24 protein-coding genes are annotated in these 17,708 nt (G+C 66.0%); 9 read left to right on the forward strand and 15 right to left on the reverse strand.

Annotated features, from left to right (window positions below):
- Position 1 precedes the first annotated feature (1 nt).
- The 3 genes from atpE to AZ34_RS00515 form a co-directional block, all read right to left on the reverse strand.
- Complete coding sequence (gene atpE / locus AZ34_RS00505) at positions 2-250, reverse strand: F0F1 ATP synthase subunit C (RefSeq protein ID WP_035603606.1); 249 nt, start codon at positions 248-250, stop codon at positions 2-4.
- A gap of 94 nt (positions 251-344) precedes the next feature.
- Positions 345-1,235: a F0F1 ATP synthase subunit A gene (gene atpB, locus AZ34_RS00510; protein ID WP_035603608.1), complete on the reverse strand. Its 891-nt coding sequence runs from the start codon at positions 1,233-1,235 to the stop codon at positions 345-347.
- Between the two features lie 24 nt (positions 1,236-1,259).
- Positions 1,260-1,823 carry an ATP synthase subunit I gene (locus tag AZ34_RS00515; protein ID WP_419670181.1) on the reverse strand — a complete coding sequence of 188 codons (564 nt, stop codon included), beginning with the start codon at positions 1,821-1,823 and terminating at the stop codon, positions 1,260-1,262.
- 140 nt (positions 1,824-1,963) lie between these two features.
- Between AZ34_RS00515 and AZ34_RS00520 the strand changes: the two genes are divergently transcribed.
- The 6 genes from AZ34_RS00520 to AZ34_RS00545 all read left to right on the forward strand — a co-directional run bounded on the left by AZ34_RS00520 (position 1,964) and on the right by AZ34_RS00545 (position 6,133).
- On the forward strand, positions 1,964-2,281 hold the full coding sequence (locus tag AZ34_RS00520; RefSeq protein WP_419670225.1) for a YbeD family protein: 318 nt from the start codon (positions 1,964-1,966) through the stop codon (positions 2,279-2,281).
- Positions 2,282-2,340: 59 nt separating this feature from the next.
- Positions 2,341-3,027, forward strand: coding sequence for a lipoyl(octanoyl) transferase LipB (gene lipB / locus AZ34_RS00525; protein ID WP_035603614.1), 687 nt, complete (start codon positions 2,341-2,343; stop codon positions 3,025-3,027).
- Positions 3,028-3,034: 7 nt separating this feature from the next.
- Complete coding sequence (gene lipA / locus AZ34_RS00530) at positions 3,035-4,033, forward strand: lipoyl synthase (RefSeq protein ID WP_035603617.1); 999 nt, start codon at positions 3,035-3,037, stop codon at positions 4,031-4,033.
- Positions 4,034-4,139: 106 nt separating this feature from the next.
- Positions 4,140-4,439: a zf-TFIIB domain-containing protein gene (locus tag AZ34_RS00535; protein WP_035603620.1), complete on the forward strand. Its 300-nt coding sequence runs from the start codon at positions 4,140-4,142 to the stop codon at positions 4,437-4,439.
- Positions 4,440-4,448: 9 nt separating this feature from the next.
- On the forward strand, positions 4,449-5,129 hold the full coding sequence (locus AZ34_RS00540) for a helix-turn-helix transcriptional regulator (RefSeq protein ID WP_035603623.1): 681 nt from the start codon (positions 4,449-4,451) through the stop codon (positions 5,127-5,129).
- Positions 5,130-5,275: 146 nt separating this feature from the next.
- Positions 5,276-6,133: a DMT family transporter gene (locus tag AZ34_RS00545; RefSeq protein ID WP_035603626.1), complete on the forward strand. Its 858-nt coding sequence runs from the start codon at positions 5,276-5,278 to the stop codon at positions 6,131-6,133.
- 69 nt (positions 6,134-6,202) lie between these two features.
- Here AZ34_RS00545 and ptsP read toward each other — a convergent pair whose 3' ends face one another.
- The 5 genes from ptsP to AZ34_RS00570 form a co-directional block, all read right to left on the reverse strand.
- Positions 6,203-7,990, reverse strand: coding sequence for a phosphoenolpyruvate--protein phosphotransferase (gene ptsP, locus AZ34_RS00550; RefSeq protein WP_035603628.1), 1,788 nt, complete (start codon positions 7,988-7,990; stop codon positions 6,203-6,205).
- Between the two features lie 101 nt (positions 7,991-8,091).
- Positions 8,092-8,361 carry an HPr family phosphocarrier protein gene (locus AZ34_RS00555; protein WP_035610503.1) on the reverse strand — a complete coding sequence of 90 codons (270 nt, stop codon included), beginning with the start codon at positions 8,359-8,361 and terminating at the stop codon, positions 8,092-8,094.
- 58 nt (positions 8,362-8,419) lie between these two features.
- Positions 8,420-8,836, reverse strand: a complete 417-nt coding sequence (locus AZ34_RS00560) for a PTS sugar transporter subunit IIA (RefSeq protein WP_231495426.1) — start codon at positions 8,834-8,836, stop codon at positions 8,420-8,422.
- Positions 8,837-8,901: 65 nt separating this feature from the next.
- On the reverse strand, positions 8,902-10,146 hold the full coding sequence (locus AZ34_RS00565; RefSeq protein ID WP_035603635.1) for an MFS transporter: 1,245 nt from the start codon (positions 10,144-10,146) through the stop codon (positions 8,902-8,904).
- A gap of 23 nt (positions 10,147-10,169) precedes the next feature.
- Positions 10,170-10,766, reverse strand: coding sequence for a hypothetical protein (locus AZ34_RS00570; RefSeq protein WP_035603638.1), 597 nt, complete (start codon positions 10,764-10,766; stop codon positions 10,170-10,172).
- Between the two features lie 72 nt (positions 10,767-10,838).
- On the opposite strand from AZ34_RS00570, the gene AZ34_RS00575 reads away from it, so the two are divergent.
- On the forward strand, positions 10,839-11,393 hold the full coding sequence (locus AZ34_RS00575; protein WP_081767016.1) for a TlpA disulfide reductase family protein: 555 nt from the start codon (positions 10,839-10,841) through the stop codon (positions 11,391-11,393).
- Between the two features lie 36 nt (positions 11,394-11,429).
- Here AZ34_RS00575 and AZ34_RS00580 read toward each other — a convergent pair whose 3' ends face one another.
- Positions 11,430-12,113, reverse strand: a complete 684-nt coding sequence (locus tag AZ34_RS00580; protein WP_035603641.1) for a phytanoyl-CoA dioxygenase family protein — start codon at positions 12,111-12,113, stop codon at positions 11,430-11,432.
- A gap of 2 nt (positions 12,114-12,115) precedes the next feature.
- Positions 12,116-12,583 (reverse strand): c-type cytochrome, encoded by a 468-nt coding sequence (locus AZ34_RS00585; protein ID WP_035603645.1) that lies wholly within the window; start codon positions 12,581-12,583, stop codon positions 12,116-12,118.
- A gap of 40 nt (positions 12,584-12,623) precedes the next feature.
- Here AZ34_RS00585 and AZ34_RS00590 point away from each other — a divergent pair, with 40 nt between their 5' ends.
- On the forward strand, positions 12,624-13,334 hold the full coding sequence (locus tag AZ34_RS00590) for a cytochrome b/b6 domain-containing protein (protein WP_051509422.1): 711 nt from the start codon (positions 12,624-12,626) through the stop codon (positions 13,332-13,334).
- A gap of 52 nt (positions 13,335-13,386) precedes the next feature.
- Positions 13,387-13,908 (forward strand): GNAT family N-acetyltransferase, encoded by a 522-nt coding sequence (locus tag AZ34_RS00595; protein ID WP_035603647.1) that lies wholly within the window; start codon positions 13,387-13,389, stop codon positions 13,906-13,908.
- Between the two features lie 46 nt (positions 13,909-13,954).
- On the opposite strand, the gene AZ34_RS00600 is transcribed toward AZ34_RS00595, so the two are convergent.
- From AZ34_RS00600 to AZ34_RS00620, 5 genes are read right to left on the reverse strand one after another with little or no spacing between them, the layout of a single operon-like run.
- Entirely contained in the window at positions 13,955-14,320 is a 366-nt protein-coding gene (locus AZ34_RS00600) for a 5-carboxymethyl-2-hydroxymuconate Delta-isomerase (RefSeq protein ID WP_035603650.1), read from the reverse strand.
- 33 nt (positions 14,321-14,353) lie between these two features.
- Entirely contained in the window at positions 14,354-15,073 is a 720-nt protein-coding gene (locus tag AZ34_RS00605) for an ABC transporter ATP-binding protein (RefSeq protein WP_035603652.1), read from the reverse strand.
- On the reverse strand, positions 15,066-15,845 hold the full coding sequence (locus AZ34_RS00610; RefSeq protein ID WP_035603655.1) for an ABC transporter ATP-binding protein: 780 nt from the start codon (positions 15,843-15,845) through the stop codon (positions 15,066-15,068). The genes AZ34_RS00605 and AZ34_RS00610 overlap by 8 nt, the downstream gene beginning before the upstream one ends.
- Positions 15,842-16,807, reverse strand: coding sequence for a branched-chain amino acid ABC transporter permease (locus tag AZ34_RS00615; protein ID WP_035603658.1), 966 nt, complete (start codon positions 16,805-16,807; stop codon positions 15,842-15,844). The genes AZ34_RS00610 and AZ34_RS00615 overlap by 4 nt, the downstream gene beginning before the upstream one ends.
- A complete protein-coding gene (locus AZ34_RS00620; protein WP_035603660.1) occupies positions 16,804-17,661 on the reverse strand; it encodes a branched-chain amino acid ABC transporter permease in 858 nt (285 codons plus the stop codon). Before AZ34_RS00620 ends, AZ34_RS00615 begins: the two co-directional genes overlap by 4 nt.
- Between the last annotated feature and the right edge of the window lie 47 nt (positions 17,662-17,708).

A 17,708-nucleotide genomic window follows, 5' to 3' on the forward strand; every position in this document is an offset into this window, starting at 1 on the left:
ATCAGGCCAGCACGAAGGGGTTGGCGAAGGCGAACAGCAGAGCGATGGCCACGCCGATCAGGAAGGCGGCGTCGATCAGACCGGCCAGAATGAACATCTTGGTTTGCAGTTCGTTCATCAGCTCAGGCTGACGGGCCGAGGACTCGAGGAACTTGCCACCCATCAGGGCGATGCCGATGGAAGCGCCGATGGCGCCCAGACCGACGATCAGACCGCAAGCCAGAGCAACGAGGCCGAGAATGTTTTCCATTTGGGAGACTCCTAGGTTAAAGAAATGAAAGAAAAAAGGAAATCGAAAAGCGGCGTGACGGGCCAGCCTTCAACGGCCGTCCGCGCCATCCGCATCAGTGCGCTTCGTGTGCTTGACCCGTGTAGATCAGCGTCAGCATCATGAAGATGAAGGCCTGCAGCACGATCACCAGGATGTGGAACAGCGTCCACACCGTGCCAGCGATGACGTGACCGATGGCCAGGCCAATGCCGGTGCCCGACACCGCCCAGGCGCCGCCCATCAGCGCAATCAGCATGAAGACCAACTCGCCCGCGAACATATTGCCGAACAACCGCATGCCGTGGGACACGGTCTTGGCGACGTATTCAATCACCTGCATCAGGAAGTTGACGGGGTACAGCGCCCAATGGTTGCCGAAGGGCGCGGCGATCAGCTCATGCGCCCAGCCGCCCAGGCCCTTGATCTTGATGTTGTAGACCAGGCAGACCAGCAGCACGGCGCACGACAGACCCAGGGTGGTCGAAAGATCGGCCGTGGGCACGACGCGCATGTAGGCGTGATGGGGATCGTGGCCCGCAGCGCCGTAGATCAGTTCCCAGGCCTTGGGCAGCAGGTCCACCGGGATCATGTCCATGAAGTTCATCAGGAAGATCCAGACGAACACCGTCAATGCCAGAGGAGAAATGAACTTGCGGCTCTGGGCGTTGTGGATCACGCCCTTGGCCTGATTCTCGACCATCTCGACCAGGATCTCGACCGCAGCCTGGAAACGACCCGGCACGCCGGAAGTCGCCCTGCGCGCGGCACGCCAGAGCACGAAGCAGCCGATCACGCCCAACAGCACCGACCAGAACACCGAGTCCAGGTTGAACAGGCTGAAATCAACGATGCTTTCCTGCTTCCGGGAAGCAAAGGAAAAGTCCATCTGCATGTGTTGCAGATGGTGCTTGATGTATTCGCTGGCCGTCGGGCCGTGAGCTTCACTTGCAATCTCAGCAGACATAGATCAGATCACCAACTTTTCAATTCAAACCCTGGACGATGGCATGTTCCGGGACATGCGCCGCAACTCGAACCATGCGGCCAGCCCATGCACCTTCATCGCCACCACCAGCCCGCCCACCAGGGCCAGCCAGCTCAAACCGGGGAACCACCAAGGCGCGGCAAGCAGCAAGGCCACCGTCAGCACGAGCTTGGTCAGCTCCCAAATGAAAAACCTCAGCAAAGCGACGCCCGCCGCCCCGGCTTGCCGGGCCACTGGCCGCGACATCACCCGCGCCAACAGGGCCGATGGCAGAACCACCGCCGCCACGCCATACAGCACGGAACCCGCCATGGACAGCGCGCCACCCGCAGAACCAGCCCAGCCGCTCACCAGCCCGACCAGCCCCGTCACCCCCGCAACGAACACCCCCACCACAGCCTGCCAGGCCACGATGCGCCACGGCGAGGAAACCGGATGCCGCTGGCGCCACAAGCGCGCCTCCTCGGCACTCAAGGGCTGGAAATCAAGCTCCTCGGCCTCGTCCCAGGCATCCTGGTTGTCGCGGCCTGCACCCTCGTTTTTGGCGTGGTTTGTCAACTTTTGCAAAGCCACGCATTATAGGTTCAAAATTCCGGCTCCCCCGGGTAATCCCAAGCGACCCGCCGGGGCTTGCGTGCACGGATCGCGCCGCCTAGCCAGTGCCTCCCCATTGGCTTACAGCCTTCCAACCCCATTTGCACCGGATGATGACCCCTTCTGCGACACTGCCGTCCATGACCAGCCAGCCAGACACCCCGGCCTCCCGCGCCGACAGCCTGATCGAATACCCCAGCGCCTTTCCCATCAAGGTCATGGGCACCCGGGTGGACGGTTTTGTCCATGCCGTCACTCAGTTGGCCCGGGAATTCGACCCCAGTTTCGACGCCTCGACCGTGGAGTTGCGCGAGAGCAAGGGCGGCAACTACCTGGGCGTGACCATCACGGTCACCGCCACCAGCCGGGAACAGCTCGACAACCTCTACCGCGCGCTGACCTCGCACCCCATGGTCAAGGTCGTGCTTTAGGGATGCCTCGCCCAAGCGACCCTCGCCCGCTCCCGAACAAACATCGCCCGGGGCATTGAATGGACACGCGCGTCTTGGGCAAGGTGGACTACCTGCCCACCTACCAGGCCATGCAGGACTACACCTCGCAACGCGGCCCGGACACGCCGGACGCGTTGTGGCTGTGCGAGCACCCGCCCGTGTTCACGCAAGGTCTGGCGGGCCAAGCCGATCACCTGCTGATGCCGGGTGACATCCCTGTGGTGCAGACGGATCGCGGTGGTCAGGTGACCTACCACGGGCCCGGCCAGGTCATGGCCTACCCACTGCTCGACCTGCGTCGCACGGGCTATTTCGTCAAGGAATACGTCTATCGGCTGGAAGAGGCCGTCATCCGTACCCTGGCCCATTACGGTGTGACGGGCCATCGCGTGGCGGGCGCGCCCGGCATCTATGTGCGGCTGGACGACCCGTTCGGCCATGCGCCTCTTCCGCAGCGCCCGCAAAAAAACCAGGCCAGCGACCAGGAACCCGACTTCACTGGCCTGGGCAAAATCGCCGCGCTGGGCGTGAAAGTGAGCCGCCACTGCACTTACCACGGCCTGGCCCTGAATGTGGCCATGGACCTGGAACCCTACAACCGTATCAACCCTTGCGGGTACGCGGGACTGCCCACGGTCGATCTTTCTACAATGGACGTCAGCGTCGACTGGAACGACGTGGCCCAGGTGCTGGGCGACAAACTGCGCGCCCATCTCCAACCCTGAACACACGATGAACAGCCCCACCCCCGCCTCCCAGGTCGTGCGCACGGCGCAAGGCGTCGATGCCTACGATGCATCGGCCAAGCAGAAGGCCGCCGCCAAGCTGTCGCGCATTCCCGTGAAGGTCGAGGCCGGCGAAATCCTCAAGAAGCCGGAGTGGATCCGCGTCAAGGCCGGCTCCCCGACCACGCGCTTCTACGAGATCAAGGACATCCTGCGCGAGCACAAGCTGCACACCGTCTGCGAGGAAGCCTCCTGCCCCAACATCGGCGAGTGCTTCGGCAAGGGCACGGCCACCTTCATGATCATGGGCGACAAGTGCACGCGCCGTTGCCCCTTCTGCGACGTGGGCCACGGCCGACCCGACCCGCTGGACACCGACGAGCCACTCAATCTGGCGAAGACCATCGCGGCGCTCAAGCTCAAGTACGTGGTCATCACCAGCGTCGACCGCGATGACCTGCGCGATGGCGGCGCCGGGCACTTCGTGGACTGCATCCGCAAGACGCGCGAGCTCTCCCCGCTGACGCAGATCGAGGTGCTGGTGCCGGACTTCCGGGGCCGCGACGACCGCGCGCTGGAAATCCTCAAGGCCGCGCCGCCCGACGTGATGAACCACAACCTGGAAACCGTGCCGCGCCTGTACAAGCAAGCCCGTCCAGGCAGTGACTACCAGTTCAGCCTGAACCTGCTCAAGAAGTTCAAGGCCCTGCACCCGAACGTGCCGACCAAGAGCGGCCTCATGGTCGGTCTGGGCGAGACGGACGAGGAAATCCTCGAGGTGATGCGCGACATGCGCGCGCACGACATCGACATGCTGACCATCGGCCAGTACCTCGCGCCCAGCAACTCACACCTGCCGGTGAAGCGTTACGTGCACCCCGACACTTTCAAGATGTTCGAGGACGAAGCCTACAAGATGGGTTTCTCGCACGCCGCCGTGGGCGCGATGGTTCGCAGCTCATACCACGCAGATCAGCAGGCACACGCCGCGGGCGTGGTCGCCTGAGCCCGGGTCGGGTTAGAGCCCGGCCCCTGTATTTTCCCGCTGGATTCCAAACCACAACAGGCCAGCCTTTACTCAGACCTGTGTCTTTCATTGGAAAGGAATCCGCATGCAATGTCCCGTCTGCTCGAACTCCCGGCTGGTGATGTCCGAGCGCCAAGGCATCGAAATCGATTATTGCCCGCAATGCAGGGGCGTGTGGCTGGACCGTGGCGAGCTCGACAAGATCATCGACCGCTCCCAGAGCGCCGCACCCGCGCAGGCGGCACCACAGCCGCGCGCGCAGGCGCCGGCACAGCAGCCTTACGCACCCCAGCCCCCGCAACCCCAACCCTACCCACAGCAGGGCATGTACTACCGCAAGAAAAAGCGGGAGGGGTTTTTGTCCGACATTTTTGACTTCGACTGAAGACTCGGCATGTCCTCGCCCGCCGCACTGCCCGTGTCCCTACGCGACTACGGCCCCTCGCACGGCAGCCACGCGCACCAGCATCACCAGTTGCTGGTGGGGCTGGAGGGTCTGCTCGAACTCGAGATCGAGGGCCGTGGTCAGCGGGTCGCGGTGGGTGACGCCGTGCTGATCTCGCCGGGTGATCGCCACGACTTCGAATCCCCCCGAGGCAGTCGTTGTCTGGTGCTGGACAGCGCCCACCCTGCGTGGGCCACCTGCACCGCCCAGCCCCACCGGCCTGCTCAGGTCGCGGCGCTGGCCCAGTACCTGGCGCAAGCCTGGCCTCAACCTGTGGCGCTGGGCCATGCGCCCGCGTTGCTGCTGGAAGCCTGGCGTGCGCCGAATGCGGCGCAACGCCCACGCCGCGCCATCGACTGGCTGGCGCTGAGCCACTGGGTGCAGGCCCGGCTGGACAACCCGCTGGGGGTCACTGATCTTGCCCAACAGGTGCACCTGAGCCCATCACAGTTCGCCGCACGCTGCCAGGAAGCCCAGGGCATGGGCCCGCTGGCCTGGCTGCGCAGCTTGCGCCTGAGCCACGCGCGCGCGCTGCGGGACGCTGGCTGGTCGGTGCAGGACACGGCGCGGCGCACGGGCTACCGCTCGCCATCCGCGCTCACGGCCGCCTTGCGCCGCGCTGGTTTCTAGCGCCAGTACATCCAGATCTCGGCTTGCGAAGCTGGTCCTTGCGCACGCCCCATGCCCCATGCCGCAGGTTGGGCCCGAACCGAGACCGGTGAAACGCGACGACAGACCCAGGATGCGCACGTCGCGCATTTTTTACACTGCGGCCCATGCACGCCAATCTTCATGCCCTGGGCGCCATCGCCCTCTGGGCTTCCCTGGCCGCGCTGGGCGTCACGCTCCAGCACGTTCCCCCCTTTCTGCTGACGGGTCTGGCCCTGCTGATCGGCAGCATCCCCGCCTGGTCTGCCCTGCCCGGTTTGCTGCGGCAGGGGAAGCTGCCGCTGTCCACGCTGGCGCTGGGCATCTACGGCCTGTTTGGCTTCCACTTTCTGCTCTTCGTCTCGCTGCGGCTCGCGCCGCCGGTGCAGGCCAATCTGATCAACTACCTCTGGCCGCTGCTGATCGTGGTGATGGCGCCGCTGTTCCTACGCGAACTCAGACTCAAACCCCTGCACCTAGTGGCGGCGGTGATGGGTTTCGCGGGGGCGGCGGTTGCCATCCTGGGCGGCGGCTCGGACCCGACGGCGACAGACGGCGGCTGGCACTGGGGTTATCTGCTGGCGCTGGCCTCGGCCTTTGTGTGGGCCAGTTACTCGCTGCTCACGCGCCGGGTCGCGGCTTTTCCAACTTCGGCGGTCGGTCTGTTCGGCCTGGTGTCGGGCCTGCTGTCCCTGCTGTGCCACCTGGTATTGGAGTCCGGCGCAGCCTCCTTCGCCGCGCTCTCCGCACGCGACTGGCTGCTGCTGACCCTGCTGGGTTTGGGCCCGCTGGGCGCCGCTTTCTTTCTCTGGGATTACGCGCTCAAGCGCGGCGACGCGCGGCAGATCGGGGTGCTGAGCTACCTCACACCCCTGGGCTCGACCGCCTTGCTGGTGGGGATCAGCGGCCAACCCTGGCGCTGGAGCATCGCGGCGGCGGCGGTGCTCATCATCGGCGCGGCCCTGCTCAGCACGCGCGCGCGCTGAAGCACTTGAGGACGGCGTCACGCGCCGGGGGATGCCCCCGCGCGCATCTGGATCTGGCCGTACGCCGCTTCAATTGCCCATCAGGGCGGCAGGCGTTTCGGACTCCAGCACCTCTCTCGCCCAGGGCGCGATCTTGGCCGCGTCGGCACGCAGCACCTCCTGCTTGACCGCGAGGATCTGCGCGGGGTGCATGGAGAAGCTGCGCAGTCCCAGGCCCAGCAGCAGGCGCGTCATGCCCACGTCACCGGCCATCTCACCGCAGACGCTCACCTCCTTGCCCTGCGCGCGGCCTTCTGCGATGGTGTCCGCGACCAAGCGCAGCACCGCCGGGTGCAACGGGTCATAAAGGTGGGCGACAGATTCATCGGCACGGTCGATGGCCAGCGTGTACTGGATCAGGTCATTGGTGCCGATGGACAGGTAATCGAAATAGCGCAGAAAGGTCTTGAGCATCAGCGCGGCGGCGGGGATCTCGATCATCGCGCCGACCTGCACCGCGCCCTGGGGCAGCCCTTCGCGGTGCAGCTCGGTGCGCGCCTGTTCCAGTAGGGACAGGGTCTGGCGAATCTCGCTCAGATGGGCCAGCATGGGCACCAGCATCTTGACTGGCCCATGCGCCGCGGCGCGCAGGATGGCGCGCAACTGGGTGAGGAACATGGCCGGGTCCGCCAGGCTCCAGCGGATGGCGCGCAGGCCGAGCGCCGGGTTCAAGTGCTTGCCTTCCTGCGCGTTGCTGTCCATCGGTTTGTCCGCGCCGACGTCCACCGTGCGGATGGTCACCGGCAGGCCGTTCATGCCCTCGACTGCACGACGGTAGGCTTGGTACTGCTCTTGCTCGTCCGGCAGGTGGCCTTGGCGGCCCATGAAGAGGAATTCGCTGCGGAACAGCCCCACGCCCTGGGCACCGGCGCGCAAGGCATGGGCGGCGTCCTCGGGCATTTCGATGTTGGCCAACAACTCCACGGGCTCGCCGTCGAGGGTGATGGCCGGCGTGTCGCGCAAGCGCGCCAGGCGGCTGCGCGCCAGTTCATGCTCGCGCTGCTTGTATTGGTACTCGGCCAGGATGATGGGCGAGGGGTCCACGATGACCACGCCCGCGTTGCCGTCGATGATGATCCAGTCGTCCTGCCGCACCAACTGGCTGGCCGTGCGCGCGCCCACCACGGCCGGAATGTCCATGCTGCGCGCCACGATGGCCGTGTGCGAGGTCTTGCCGCCCACGTCGGTGATGAAGCCGGTGAACACACCCTGCTTGAACTGCAGCATGTCGGCCGGTGACAGCTCGTGCGCCACCAGCACCAGGGCAGTCTTGTCGGCGCCATCGGCGTCCCCGGGCTTGGCGGCGTGCAGGCTGGGGGACAGGGCCTGGGTGGGCACGTAGAGGGACGCGCTGCCGCCTTGCATTTCCTCTTGCATGGCGCGCAGGACCTTCTCGGTGATCTGCTCGAGGTCGGCCTTGCGCTCGCGCAGGTACTCGTCCTCCATCTCGTCGAATTGTCGGGCCATCACCTCCAGCTGCGATGTCAGCGCCCACTCAGCGTTGTAAAGACGTTCGCGCACCCAGTGCTTGACGCCGCCAATGATCTCCTCGTCCTGCAGCAGCATCAGGTGCACGTCCAGCAGGGCCTTCAGCTCCGGTGGCGCTTCCTTCGGGCCGAGCTGCTCCACGCTCTGCTGCAGACGCTGGATTTCCTTGATGACGGCATTGCGGCCGCGCCGCACGCGGTCGATCTCGCCCGCCACCTGGTCGGGTTCGATGAAGTAATGCGCCACGTCCACACGGCTGGACGCGACCAGCACGGCCCGCCCAATGGCGATGCCGCGAGTCACCCCCAGACCGTGAATCGAGAACGTCATCCGCGATCTCCGCGGGCTTGTGCGGCTGGCACGGCCCCAAGCCGCACGCGTCCGGCCCGGACAGGGGTGAGGCGATGGACGCCCATGCAAGGCCGCATGACTTACTCGCCTTCGCCGAATTTGTCGTCGATCAAGGCCAGCAGGGCATCGACCGCTTCCTGCGCGCGATCACCTTCCGCCTCGATCTCGATGGTCGAGCCCAGGCCCGCCGCCAGCATCATGACGCCCATGATGCTCTTGGCATTGACCCGGCGTTCGCCCCGGGTCAGCCAGACATCACAGGGGAAACCGCCCGCCAGCTTGGTGAGCTTGGCGGAAGCGCGGGCGTGGAGCCCGAGTTTGTTGCTGATCGTTGCAGGCGCTTTCACCATGTTGTTCTCCATACGCTTTGTTCCTTCCCCCAGGGCCCGCGCGCGGCAAGGGACCGGCTCACACCACCACCTCCTGCACGCCCTGGCTGCCGCTCTGCAGGGCGCGGGCCACCAAGGCGTCCAAAGGCTCCTGCTGGTAGTTCACGGCTCGCCACAGCATGGGCAGGTTGACCCCCGCCAGCAATCGGGCCTGTCCCGCCCCTTGGGCGTGGACGATCCGCAGCAGCTGCGTGGCCACGTTGCAGGGCGTGGCCCCCAACACGTCGCTCAGCAACAGCAGGGGCGTGCCGCCCAGGTTCGCCACCGCCTCTCGCGCCAAGCTCAGGCTGCTTTCGGCGGTCGCATCGGCCTGGACATCCAGCGCCAACACGCCCTGCGCACGGTCGGGAAACACGTGGGCCACGCAGGTTTTCAAGGCGCTGGCCAGAGGCGCATGGGCGATGATGACGATGCCATTCATAGATACACGTTCCATTATGGCGTCTCCCTCGCGGCCCAACCTTGGAAGGGCCGGCGCGCAAGCCCGGACCTTGCGCCGCCTCAAGAAGTTTTGCCTGGCCTTGGACCTCTGAGCCAGAGAAACCAGACATAGGACAGCAAATTGCAGACCAGCAGCACGCCAAATGCGCCCTGGTAGGCCTGGGCCATGGCCCAGTCCAGGGCGCGCAAGGCATCGATCAACAACCCGATGCCCCATTGCACGACAAACACGCCCCCAAAGATCACGAGGTTGTAAGCCGACAGCGCCCGCCCGGCGAGCTCGGACGCGAACGCCAGCCCCACCGCCGGCTGAGCCAGCGACAGCACGCTGGAGCAGAGGCAGAACAGGGCCAGTAGCCATGCCGCGTGCGCACCCAGTGCTGGGCCAGCCAACACCAACAAGGCCAACAGGGCCAGGCTGGGCGGGACACCCCAGGCAATCAGTTGTTCGACCGGCACCCCGCGCCGGGTGAGACGAGGCAACAGCAGGCCCCAGAGCCAGAACACCGTCAGCATGCAAAGGTTGATGGCGAACAGACCGGTGGCCGCCTGCGCGGCGCTGTAGCCCCCGACCTGCATCATCCAGGGCACGGCCCAGAGGGTCTGCACCGCCAGCAGACTGCCATAGTTGAAGAACCCCAGGGGCGTCAGGCGCAGGAAATAGGGATGGCGCAGCAGGTCGGCATAACGCACTGGCCGACCGACCGCTGCCGCCACCGCTGGCGCGGTCGTGGCCTGCCAGCGGGGCGTCTTCCAGGCGATCATGACCATGGCCAACAGCAACAGCACCGCCAGCCCCCAGAACAAAGGCCGCCAGCCGTGGACCGGCAGCAACCACTGCACCGGCAAGGTGGACGCGACCATGCCCATGGAGCCCGTCATCAGCATCCAGGAATTGGCGCGCATTTGGGTGGCCGGTGTGAACCAGCGGCGGTACCCGGTCATGGGCGCCATCAGGCCGGCCGCCAGGCCCACGCCGCATAGCACCCGGGCCAGCAGCAACGCGGTGAAGCCCGTGCTCAGGGCGAACATCGCGCAGCCCGCGACCGCCACGGCCATGAAGCCGAGGATGACGGTGCGAGGGCCATGGCGGTCCAGCCAGCGCCCCAGGGGCAACTGCATGGCCGCAAACCCGAGAAAGTAGCCCCCGGCCAGCAGACCCAGGTCACGCGCGCCAAGCTCAAACTCCTGGGTCAGCGTGGGCGACAAGGTGGCCGTCACCGCGCGGATCAGCGCCGAGAAGAAATAGGCGAAGGCAAAGGCCAGGAAGATCCAGATAGCCTGGCGGCGATTCACAAATTGCATGGAAAGCACGGTCCGCCGGGACCTCACTCAAAGGCGAGGCTGCTGAAGAAGGGCTCCGTCATCGCCTGGCTGAGCCGCTCGGCATACACCGCCGCATGGTAGAGCCGCCCGCCGCGCACGAACCAGACCGCCTGCACGTTCATGGCCGACCCGGACGCCCCCGGTGTCTCAGGCATGCCGGAGTCCCCCTGCGCCGAGCCTGCGCGTCCCCGGGCCAGCAACTGGGTTCCGGGCGGGGAGGCGTCCGCACCCTTGGGCGTGAAGGGTTTGCGGCTGCCGCCCTGCGCACGCACGCTGGCCAGCACATGCGTCTGCCATTGCGCCAGCACCGCCATCACAGCCTGCGGTGAGCCCGGCACCGCGACGGCCAACGCGAACAGGCCGCCATCCGCCTCGCAGCCCAGCATGGTCACCATCACCTCGTAACCCGCCATGCGCTGGGGGCGCGTGGCCCGGTCCGGTTTGCAAGGCAAGAGGGCCTGCAAGGCGACCGCGTCATCCTGTGCCCCGGTCGTGCTGACCGGTTCCGGTTTGAGGCGAACCTGGCGCCAGTTCAGGCTGGGGCTGCAGCCCATCAGGACCAGACCGACACAGAGCGGGAAGAATAGGCGTTGAAGCATGGGGGAATTATCCCCGCCCGCCGCGCCCCCGACCACCCATGACGGCCCCACGGCGATACACTCGACCTTGTCATGGATACCGATAGCTGTCCCATCCCGTCCTCCCCCGCGGCAACGTCCCGCCCCTGGCGTACCCGCGCGCTGGTACTCGCCCTCGCGACGCTGCTGGCTGCGGGCGCTTGGTGGCTGCTGCGCAGCTCCGGTTTTGGCGCCGCGCCACAAACCAACTTTGTGCTGCTTGACGGCACGACCGAAAGCACCTCAGCTTGGCGCGGCAAGGTGGTGCTGGTGAATTTCTGGGCCACGAGCTGCACCACCTGCGTGGCCGAGATGCCCAGGATCATCGCCACCTACGACAAATACCACGCACGAGGCTATGACACCGTGGCCGTGGCCATGAGCTACGACCCGCCCAGCTACGTCGTGAACTTCGCCGAGACGCGCAAGCTGCCTTTCAAGGTGGCCTTCGACAACACCGGCGAGGCCGCGCTGGCCTGGGGTGATGTGCGCCTGACGCCGACGACCTATCTGCTGAACAAGCGGGGCGAGATCGTCAAGCGCTACGTGGGTGAGCCTGATTTCGCTGAATTGCACAAGCTGATTGAAAGCCTCTTGGCCGAGGCTTGACCAGCGAGGTTACCCAGGGCGGGAGCGCAAAGCCGCTCAGGTGCTGGCGAAATAACGCGCCGTTGCCATCATGCGTGGCACCTTCGCGGCATTGATGGACGGCGTGTGCACGAGGCGCATGTCCATCAGATAGACATCACCCCCTTGCCCGGACATCTCCAGCAACTCCAGCCCCCGGGCACGCAACTGCTGCCCGGCATCGCCGCCTTGTTGCAGCCAGGTGCGAACACCCGGGTCCCGGTGCGATCCGGCGATGGCCAGCGTTGCGCCGCCCCGGGGTGCTACATCGTCCAGCAGGACAAACGCCTGCACGCCCGGAAGTCGCTTGGCTTGCGCGCCGCCATCCACATCCACATGCCAGTTCAAGCCAGACAGCGACCAGTCGGCCTGATGGGGCAGCGACAAGAGCCATTGCGCATCCTGCGCCGAAACCAGTTCAGTCCCCGCCAGCGCACACATGGCGGCAACGAGCTCTGGCGCAATCAGCCTGTTCTGAAAATCCCGCGGCTTGTGGACCATCTGGGCCAACCGGCCGATTTGTTGAAAGTGTGGAATGTCATCCAGCGTGCGGGAGAGCTTGCGCCCCGATGCCCAGATGCGCAGGCGCTTCAGTTCATCCAGCACGTGGCGCCGCAGCGGTTCCATCGTCGCCTGGCCGTAAAACCCCCTCAGACAGTGATAGCCACGGTCACGAAAAAACTGCGTCTGCTCAGGTGTCATGCTCAGCGATTGCGGAACTCCCGGTGGCAGGCGCGGCAGGAATCCGCCGTGTCGCCGAAGGCGGCCTTGATGCGCTCCAGATCGCCGGTCCTGGCGGCCTCGGCCAGCTTGGCCGTGTCGGCCTGCAGACGCTGCGCCGCGGCGGTGAACTTGTCCATCTCCTTCCAGACCTCGGGTTTGGCCTTGCCGCCCTCGTAACCCGGCGCGAACGCGGGCCAGGGCAGCTTGCTGAGGGCCAGCAAGGTGTCCGCGCTGTCCTGGGCGACCTTGGCGTCAAAGGGAACGCGGCCACGCACCATGGCGCCCAGCCGATCGGACTGCTCGCCCATGGCCTTGAGCTTTTCCTGCCGGTATTGAATCGCGTCCTCGGCTTTGGCAAACTGCGCCGATGCGGGCATGGCAGTCAGCAGGGACATCCAGGCCACGGCGGCCATCAGGGCGAAGCGACGCAAGGCTTGTTTTGCGGTCATGATTTCGACTCCTAAATCAACGAACAGGGATGAACACACGATGAGCGCGGGGGCATTCTTGCATCAAACAACGTCCAAGCCCAAGCACAGGGTGCGCGTCTGGGATTTGCCCACCCGCCTCTTCCACGGCCTGCTGGTGGTGCTGGTCGTTTGCCTGTTCATCACGGCCTACATCGGCGCCCTGGACTGGCACATGCGCATAGGCTGCGCCATGTTGGCCCTGCTGCTGTTTCGCCTGGTCTGGGGCGTGGTCGGCGGCCATTGGTCCCGCTTCGCGCGCTTCCTGCCCTCGCCGCGCCGGATCTGGGCTCGGCTGGGTGCGAAAGCAGATGTCGAGCCCGAAACACTCGGGCACAAACCCTTGGGCGCGCTCTCGGTCTGGGCCATGCTACTGGTGCTGTTCGCGCAAGTGTTGAGTGGGTTGCTCAGCGACGACGATATTGCCTACGCCGGCCCCTGGGCACACCGGGTGCCGGAAGCGGTGAGCCATTGGATGACGGACTACCATGCCGCCATCGGCCAATGGCTGCTGGTGGTGCTGGTGCTGCTGCACCTGGGCGCCGTCTTTTTCTATCTGCTCGCGAAGAAGGAAAATCTGATCGGCCCCATGTGGCATGGCGACAAAATGCCCCGCCTCACCACCGTGCCCAGCCCGGCTTCGCGCGACGATCTGCGCACACGGCTGCTGGCCCTGGGCCTGCTGCTGGCCTGCGTGGCCTCGAGTTGGTACTTGACCGGCTTTGCCGCGTGATCGCGCCACCCCCTGTCGTGGGGCCATCGTGTTCCTTACAACTTCCCACCGAATGACCGCACCCGCTCCCTCGCCTTTTCCCTCCATCACCTTGGTCACGCCGCGGAGCACGCAGGAACTGGAGATCCTGCGGGGCTTGTTCCGCGAGTACGCGCACAGTCTGGGCATCGACCTGGGTTTCCAGAATTTCGAGCAGGAACTGCGCGATCTGCCCGGGGAATACGCCGCGCCGCGCGGTGCCCTGCTGCTGGCCTGGGTGGACGGGCAGGCGGCTGGTTGCTGCGCACTGCGCCCGCTGGACACGGCCGATTACACCAACGCCTGCGAGATGAAGCGCCTCTACGTGCGCCCGGCTTTCCGCAAGCTGGGGCTGGGCCGGCAATTGAGCGAGGCGGTGCTGGACGCCGCGCGGGTGCAGGGCTACGACCACGTGCTGCTGGACACGCTGGACGACATGGAAGCGGCCCGCGCGCTCTACGAAGACCTGGGCTTCGTGGACATCCCGCCCTACTACCACAACCCCATCGCGGGGGCGCATTACCTGCTGGCCACGCTGTCCGCTCCGCGAAAGTGACCTCAAGATCCGGCGCGCAGGTCCCGCGCCTGCGGGGATGCGCGCCTCAGCTCAGCCTGACCTTGCTGTAACTTTCACGGTCCATGTCCACCACCTCGACGCTCAGGTGGGCGATGAGTGCATCAGACAGCGGGGGCAGGTGCTCGCGCATGCCGGCGAGCACGCGCTGGCTCAGGTCTTTCTTGGCCTGCGGACTGCGCCCGGCCAGGATGCGCAGCGTGACGTGGATGAACCCCCGCCCCTCGTCCGCAAGCCCCACGCGGAAGGCCTCGGCGCGCATCACACGCGCCTTCAAATCGGCTTCGTCCCCGATCTCGGGACTGGCCGCGAGCCGCCGCGTCACCGCGGCCAGCATGGCGTCAAACGGGAGTTCTCCGAGATTCGGGGTGTATTCGACAACGATGTGGGGCATGGACGCGGCGGATGTGAATGTCTGGACGGTGTTTCAAGCAACTTCGGCCTCGATGCCCACGCCCAGCAAACGGTCCAGCAAGGACGGGTCGGCCGCCAGCGCCGCGCACGGACCGGCGTGGACCACGGTGCCGCGCTCCAGCACGATGGCCTGGTGCGTCATGTCCAATGCCAGCACCGGGTGCTGCTCGACCACGATGGAAGCCAGGCCCTCATCCTCGCAGAGGCGGCGGATGGATGCCGCCAACTCCTCGACGATGATGGGCGCCAGGCCTTCCATGGGCTCGTCCAACAACAACAATGCGGGGTTGGTCATCAGCGCGCGGCCGATGGCCAGCATCTGCTGTTCGCCACCCGAGAGCTGATTACCGTAGTTGGCGCGCCGTTCACGCAGGCGGGGAAAGAGCGTGTAAACCCGGTCCAGCTTCCAGGGGCCAGGACGCGCGACAACCGTCAGGTTTTCCTCCACCGTCAGGGAAGGGAAGACCTCGCGTTCCTGCGGCACCCAGCCCAGGCCCGCGCGCACGCGCAGGTGCGCCGGCAGGCGCGTGATGTCCTGCCCGCGCCAGCGGATCGCGCCGCCTGTCACGCGGGTGTTGCCCATCAGGGTTTCGAGCAAAGTGGTCTTGCCCACGCCGTTGCGCCCCAGGATGGCCAGGCTCTGCCCTTCCTCTAGCGCAAGGCTCAGCTTGTCCAGCACCACGGCATTGCCGTAACCCGCCGTGACCTGGTCGAAGGCCAGCAATTCAGCCATGCGATTTCTCCTGGTGGATACCCACATGGGCGCTGCCGAGGTAGACCTCTCGCACGCGGGGGTCGTGGGCGATGTCCCGGGGTGCGCCTTCGGTCAGGATGCGCCCAGCCACCAGCACCGAGATGCGCTGGGCGAAGCGAAACACCAGCTTCATGTCATGCTCGATGAAGAGCACGCTGATCTCCGAGGGCAGTTCATCGATCACGTCGAACAGCTCGCCACTCTCATCCTCGGGCACGCCAGCGGCGGGTTCGTCGAGCAGCAGGATGCGCGGCCGCGCCGCCAGCGCCAGCGCGATTTCCAGCAGACGCTGCTTGCCATAGGCCAGCTGGGCCACGGGCACATGCGCCAGCGCGTCAAGGCGCAGGCGCCTGAGCAGGGCATGGGCTTCGTCGAAGCAGGCCGTGCTGCGCTGATAGGGGCGCCACCAGGTCGCGCCCTGTCCTTCGCGCTCGTGGATGGCCAGCACCACCGACAGCAAGGGCGTCAGGCTCGGGAACAGCTGGTTGATCTGGAAGGTGCGGGCCAAGCCATTGCGCGCGCGGCGATCGGCCGCATACGCCGTGATGTCCTGCCCGTTCATGCGGATGCTGCCGGCGGTCGGCTTGTAGACGCCGGTGAGCAGATTGATCAGCGTGGTCTTGCCAGCACCATTGGGGCCGATCAGGGCCTGGCGCGCGCCGGCCTGCAGCTGCAGGTTGACCTCGGCCACCGCCTGGAAGGCGCCGAAGCGGATGCCCAGGCCCTGGGTTTCGAGTGCGAGGGCGCTCATCGTGCCTGCTCCTTCACGCGCACCAATCGGGACAAGACCCCCATGATGCCCCCACGCCCGACCATCACCACGGCGATCAGGAAGATGCCCAGCCAGAACATCCAGTACTCGGGGTTGAGGTCGGCGAACCCATCGTGCACCAGCATGTAGACGATGGCGCCGATCAGCCCTCCGTACAGGCGGCCCGTGCCACCCAGCACCAGGATGATCAGGATCTCGGCGGAGCGGTTGAAGCTGATCGACTCGATGCCCACGAACTGCGTGGTCTGCGCCAGCAAGGCACCCGCGACACCCGCGATGGCCGCTGAAAATGCATAGGCCATGCGCAGCCGCGATTCAACCGGCGAGCCGATCGCCAGCATGCGCTTGCGGTTGTCGTGGATGCCACGCAGCGCCAGGCCGAAGGGCGAACGCAGCACGCGGCGCACCAGCAGGAACATCAGCAGCACCATGGCATAGGCATAGACAAAGGCCGTCTTGCCGAACAGGTCGAACTCGAACAGCCCGGCCACCGGCCACACCACCATGCCTTGCAGGCCATCGGTGCCACCCGTGATGCCGGACAGCCGGTTGACCAATTCGTACAGCAGCACGCACACGCCGATGGTGATCATCAGCCGCGTCAGGTCCGCGCCGCGCACGACCATGTAACTCAGCGCGTAGCCGAGCGCGCCCGCCACAAGCAGCGCGGCCAGCAGGCCGGTGAAAGGTTCGCCCCAGCCATGGCGGGCCAGCAGGCCGGCCGCGTAGGCCCCGGCGCCGAAGAAGGCGGCGTGGCCGACCGTCAGGATGCCGGCGTAACCGAGTGCCATGTCCAGCGAGACCGCGAACAGGCCGAAGAGCAGGATCTGGCTCAGCAGCGTCAGGTGGTCGGGCGCGAGGAAGAAGCTGCAGGCCAGCAGCAGCCAGAAGGCCACTTCGGCGGCGCGCAACTGCGCCGGAGAAAGTGCGAGTCGTTTCATGCGAGGCCTTTGCGCGGAATGATGCCGTTGGGGCGCAGCAGCAGCATGCCGATCATGAAGACATAGATCAGGAAGGCGCCAGCTTCGGGCAGGTAGTACTTGCCCGCCACGTCCACGATGCCCACCAGCAAGGCCGCCACGAAGGGGCCAACGATGGTGCCGGCACCGCCCACGCAGACCACGATCAGGAAATACACCATGTACTTGAGCGGAAAGTACGGCTCCAGGCCCAGCATGCCCAGGCTCAGGGCGCCGCCCAGCCCGGCCAGGCCGCAGCCCAGGGCGAACGTCAGCAGGAACAGCCGTTGCACATGGATGCCGGTGCCTGCAGCCACGCGCTGGTTGTCCACTGCGGCGCGCACCATGGCGCCGTAACGCGTGCGCAGCATGCCGAGCAGCAGCAAGAGGATCAGCAAACCCGCGCCGATCAGGAAGAGGCGATACCGCCCGACACCGAGGCCAGCGACCTCGACCTGGCCTTGCAGCCACTGCGGCAGATGGAAGGGCAGCATGGTCGGGCCGAAGAAATACGTCAGCGCGGCGATGGACACGAACACCAGGCCGATGGACAGCAGCACCTGGTCCAGAGGGTGCGCGCGGTACAGCCGGCGGTAGAGCAGGAACTCCAGCACGGCGCCCAGCACGGCCGCCGCCACGAAGGCGCAGGCCAGCGCCGTGGCATAACCCAGGCCCAGCTGGTTCATCGCCACGGCGGCGGTGTAGCCCCCGACCACCGCGAAACTGCCGTGCGCCAGGTTGACGAAGTTCATCAGGCCCATGGTGATGGACAGACCCACCGCCATGAGGAAGAGGAGCATGCCGTAGGCCACTCCGTCAAAGATCACGATAGCCATCGAATTTCCATTGCTGCGCGCGGGCCGACCGGGTGGCGCCCGGCCCG

The organism is Hylemonella gracilis str. Niagara R, from assembly GCF_000600295.1.
In the GTDB taxonomy this organism is placed as follows: Bacteria; Pseudomonadota; Gammaproteobacteria; order Burkholderiales; family Burkholderiaceae_C; genus Hylemonella; species Hylemonella gracilis_A.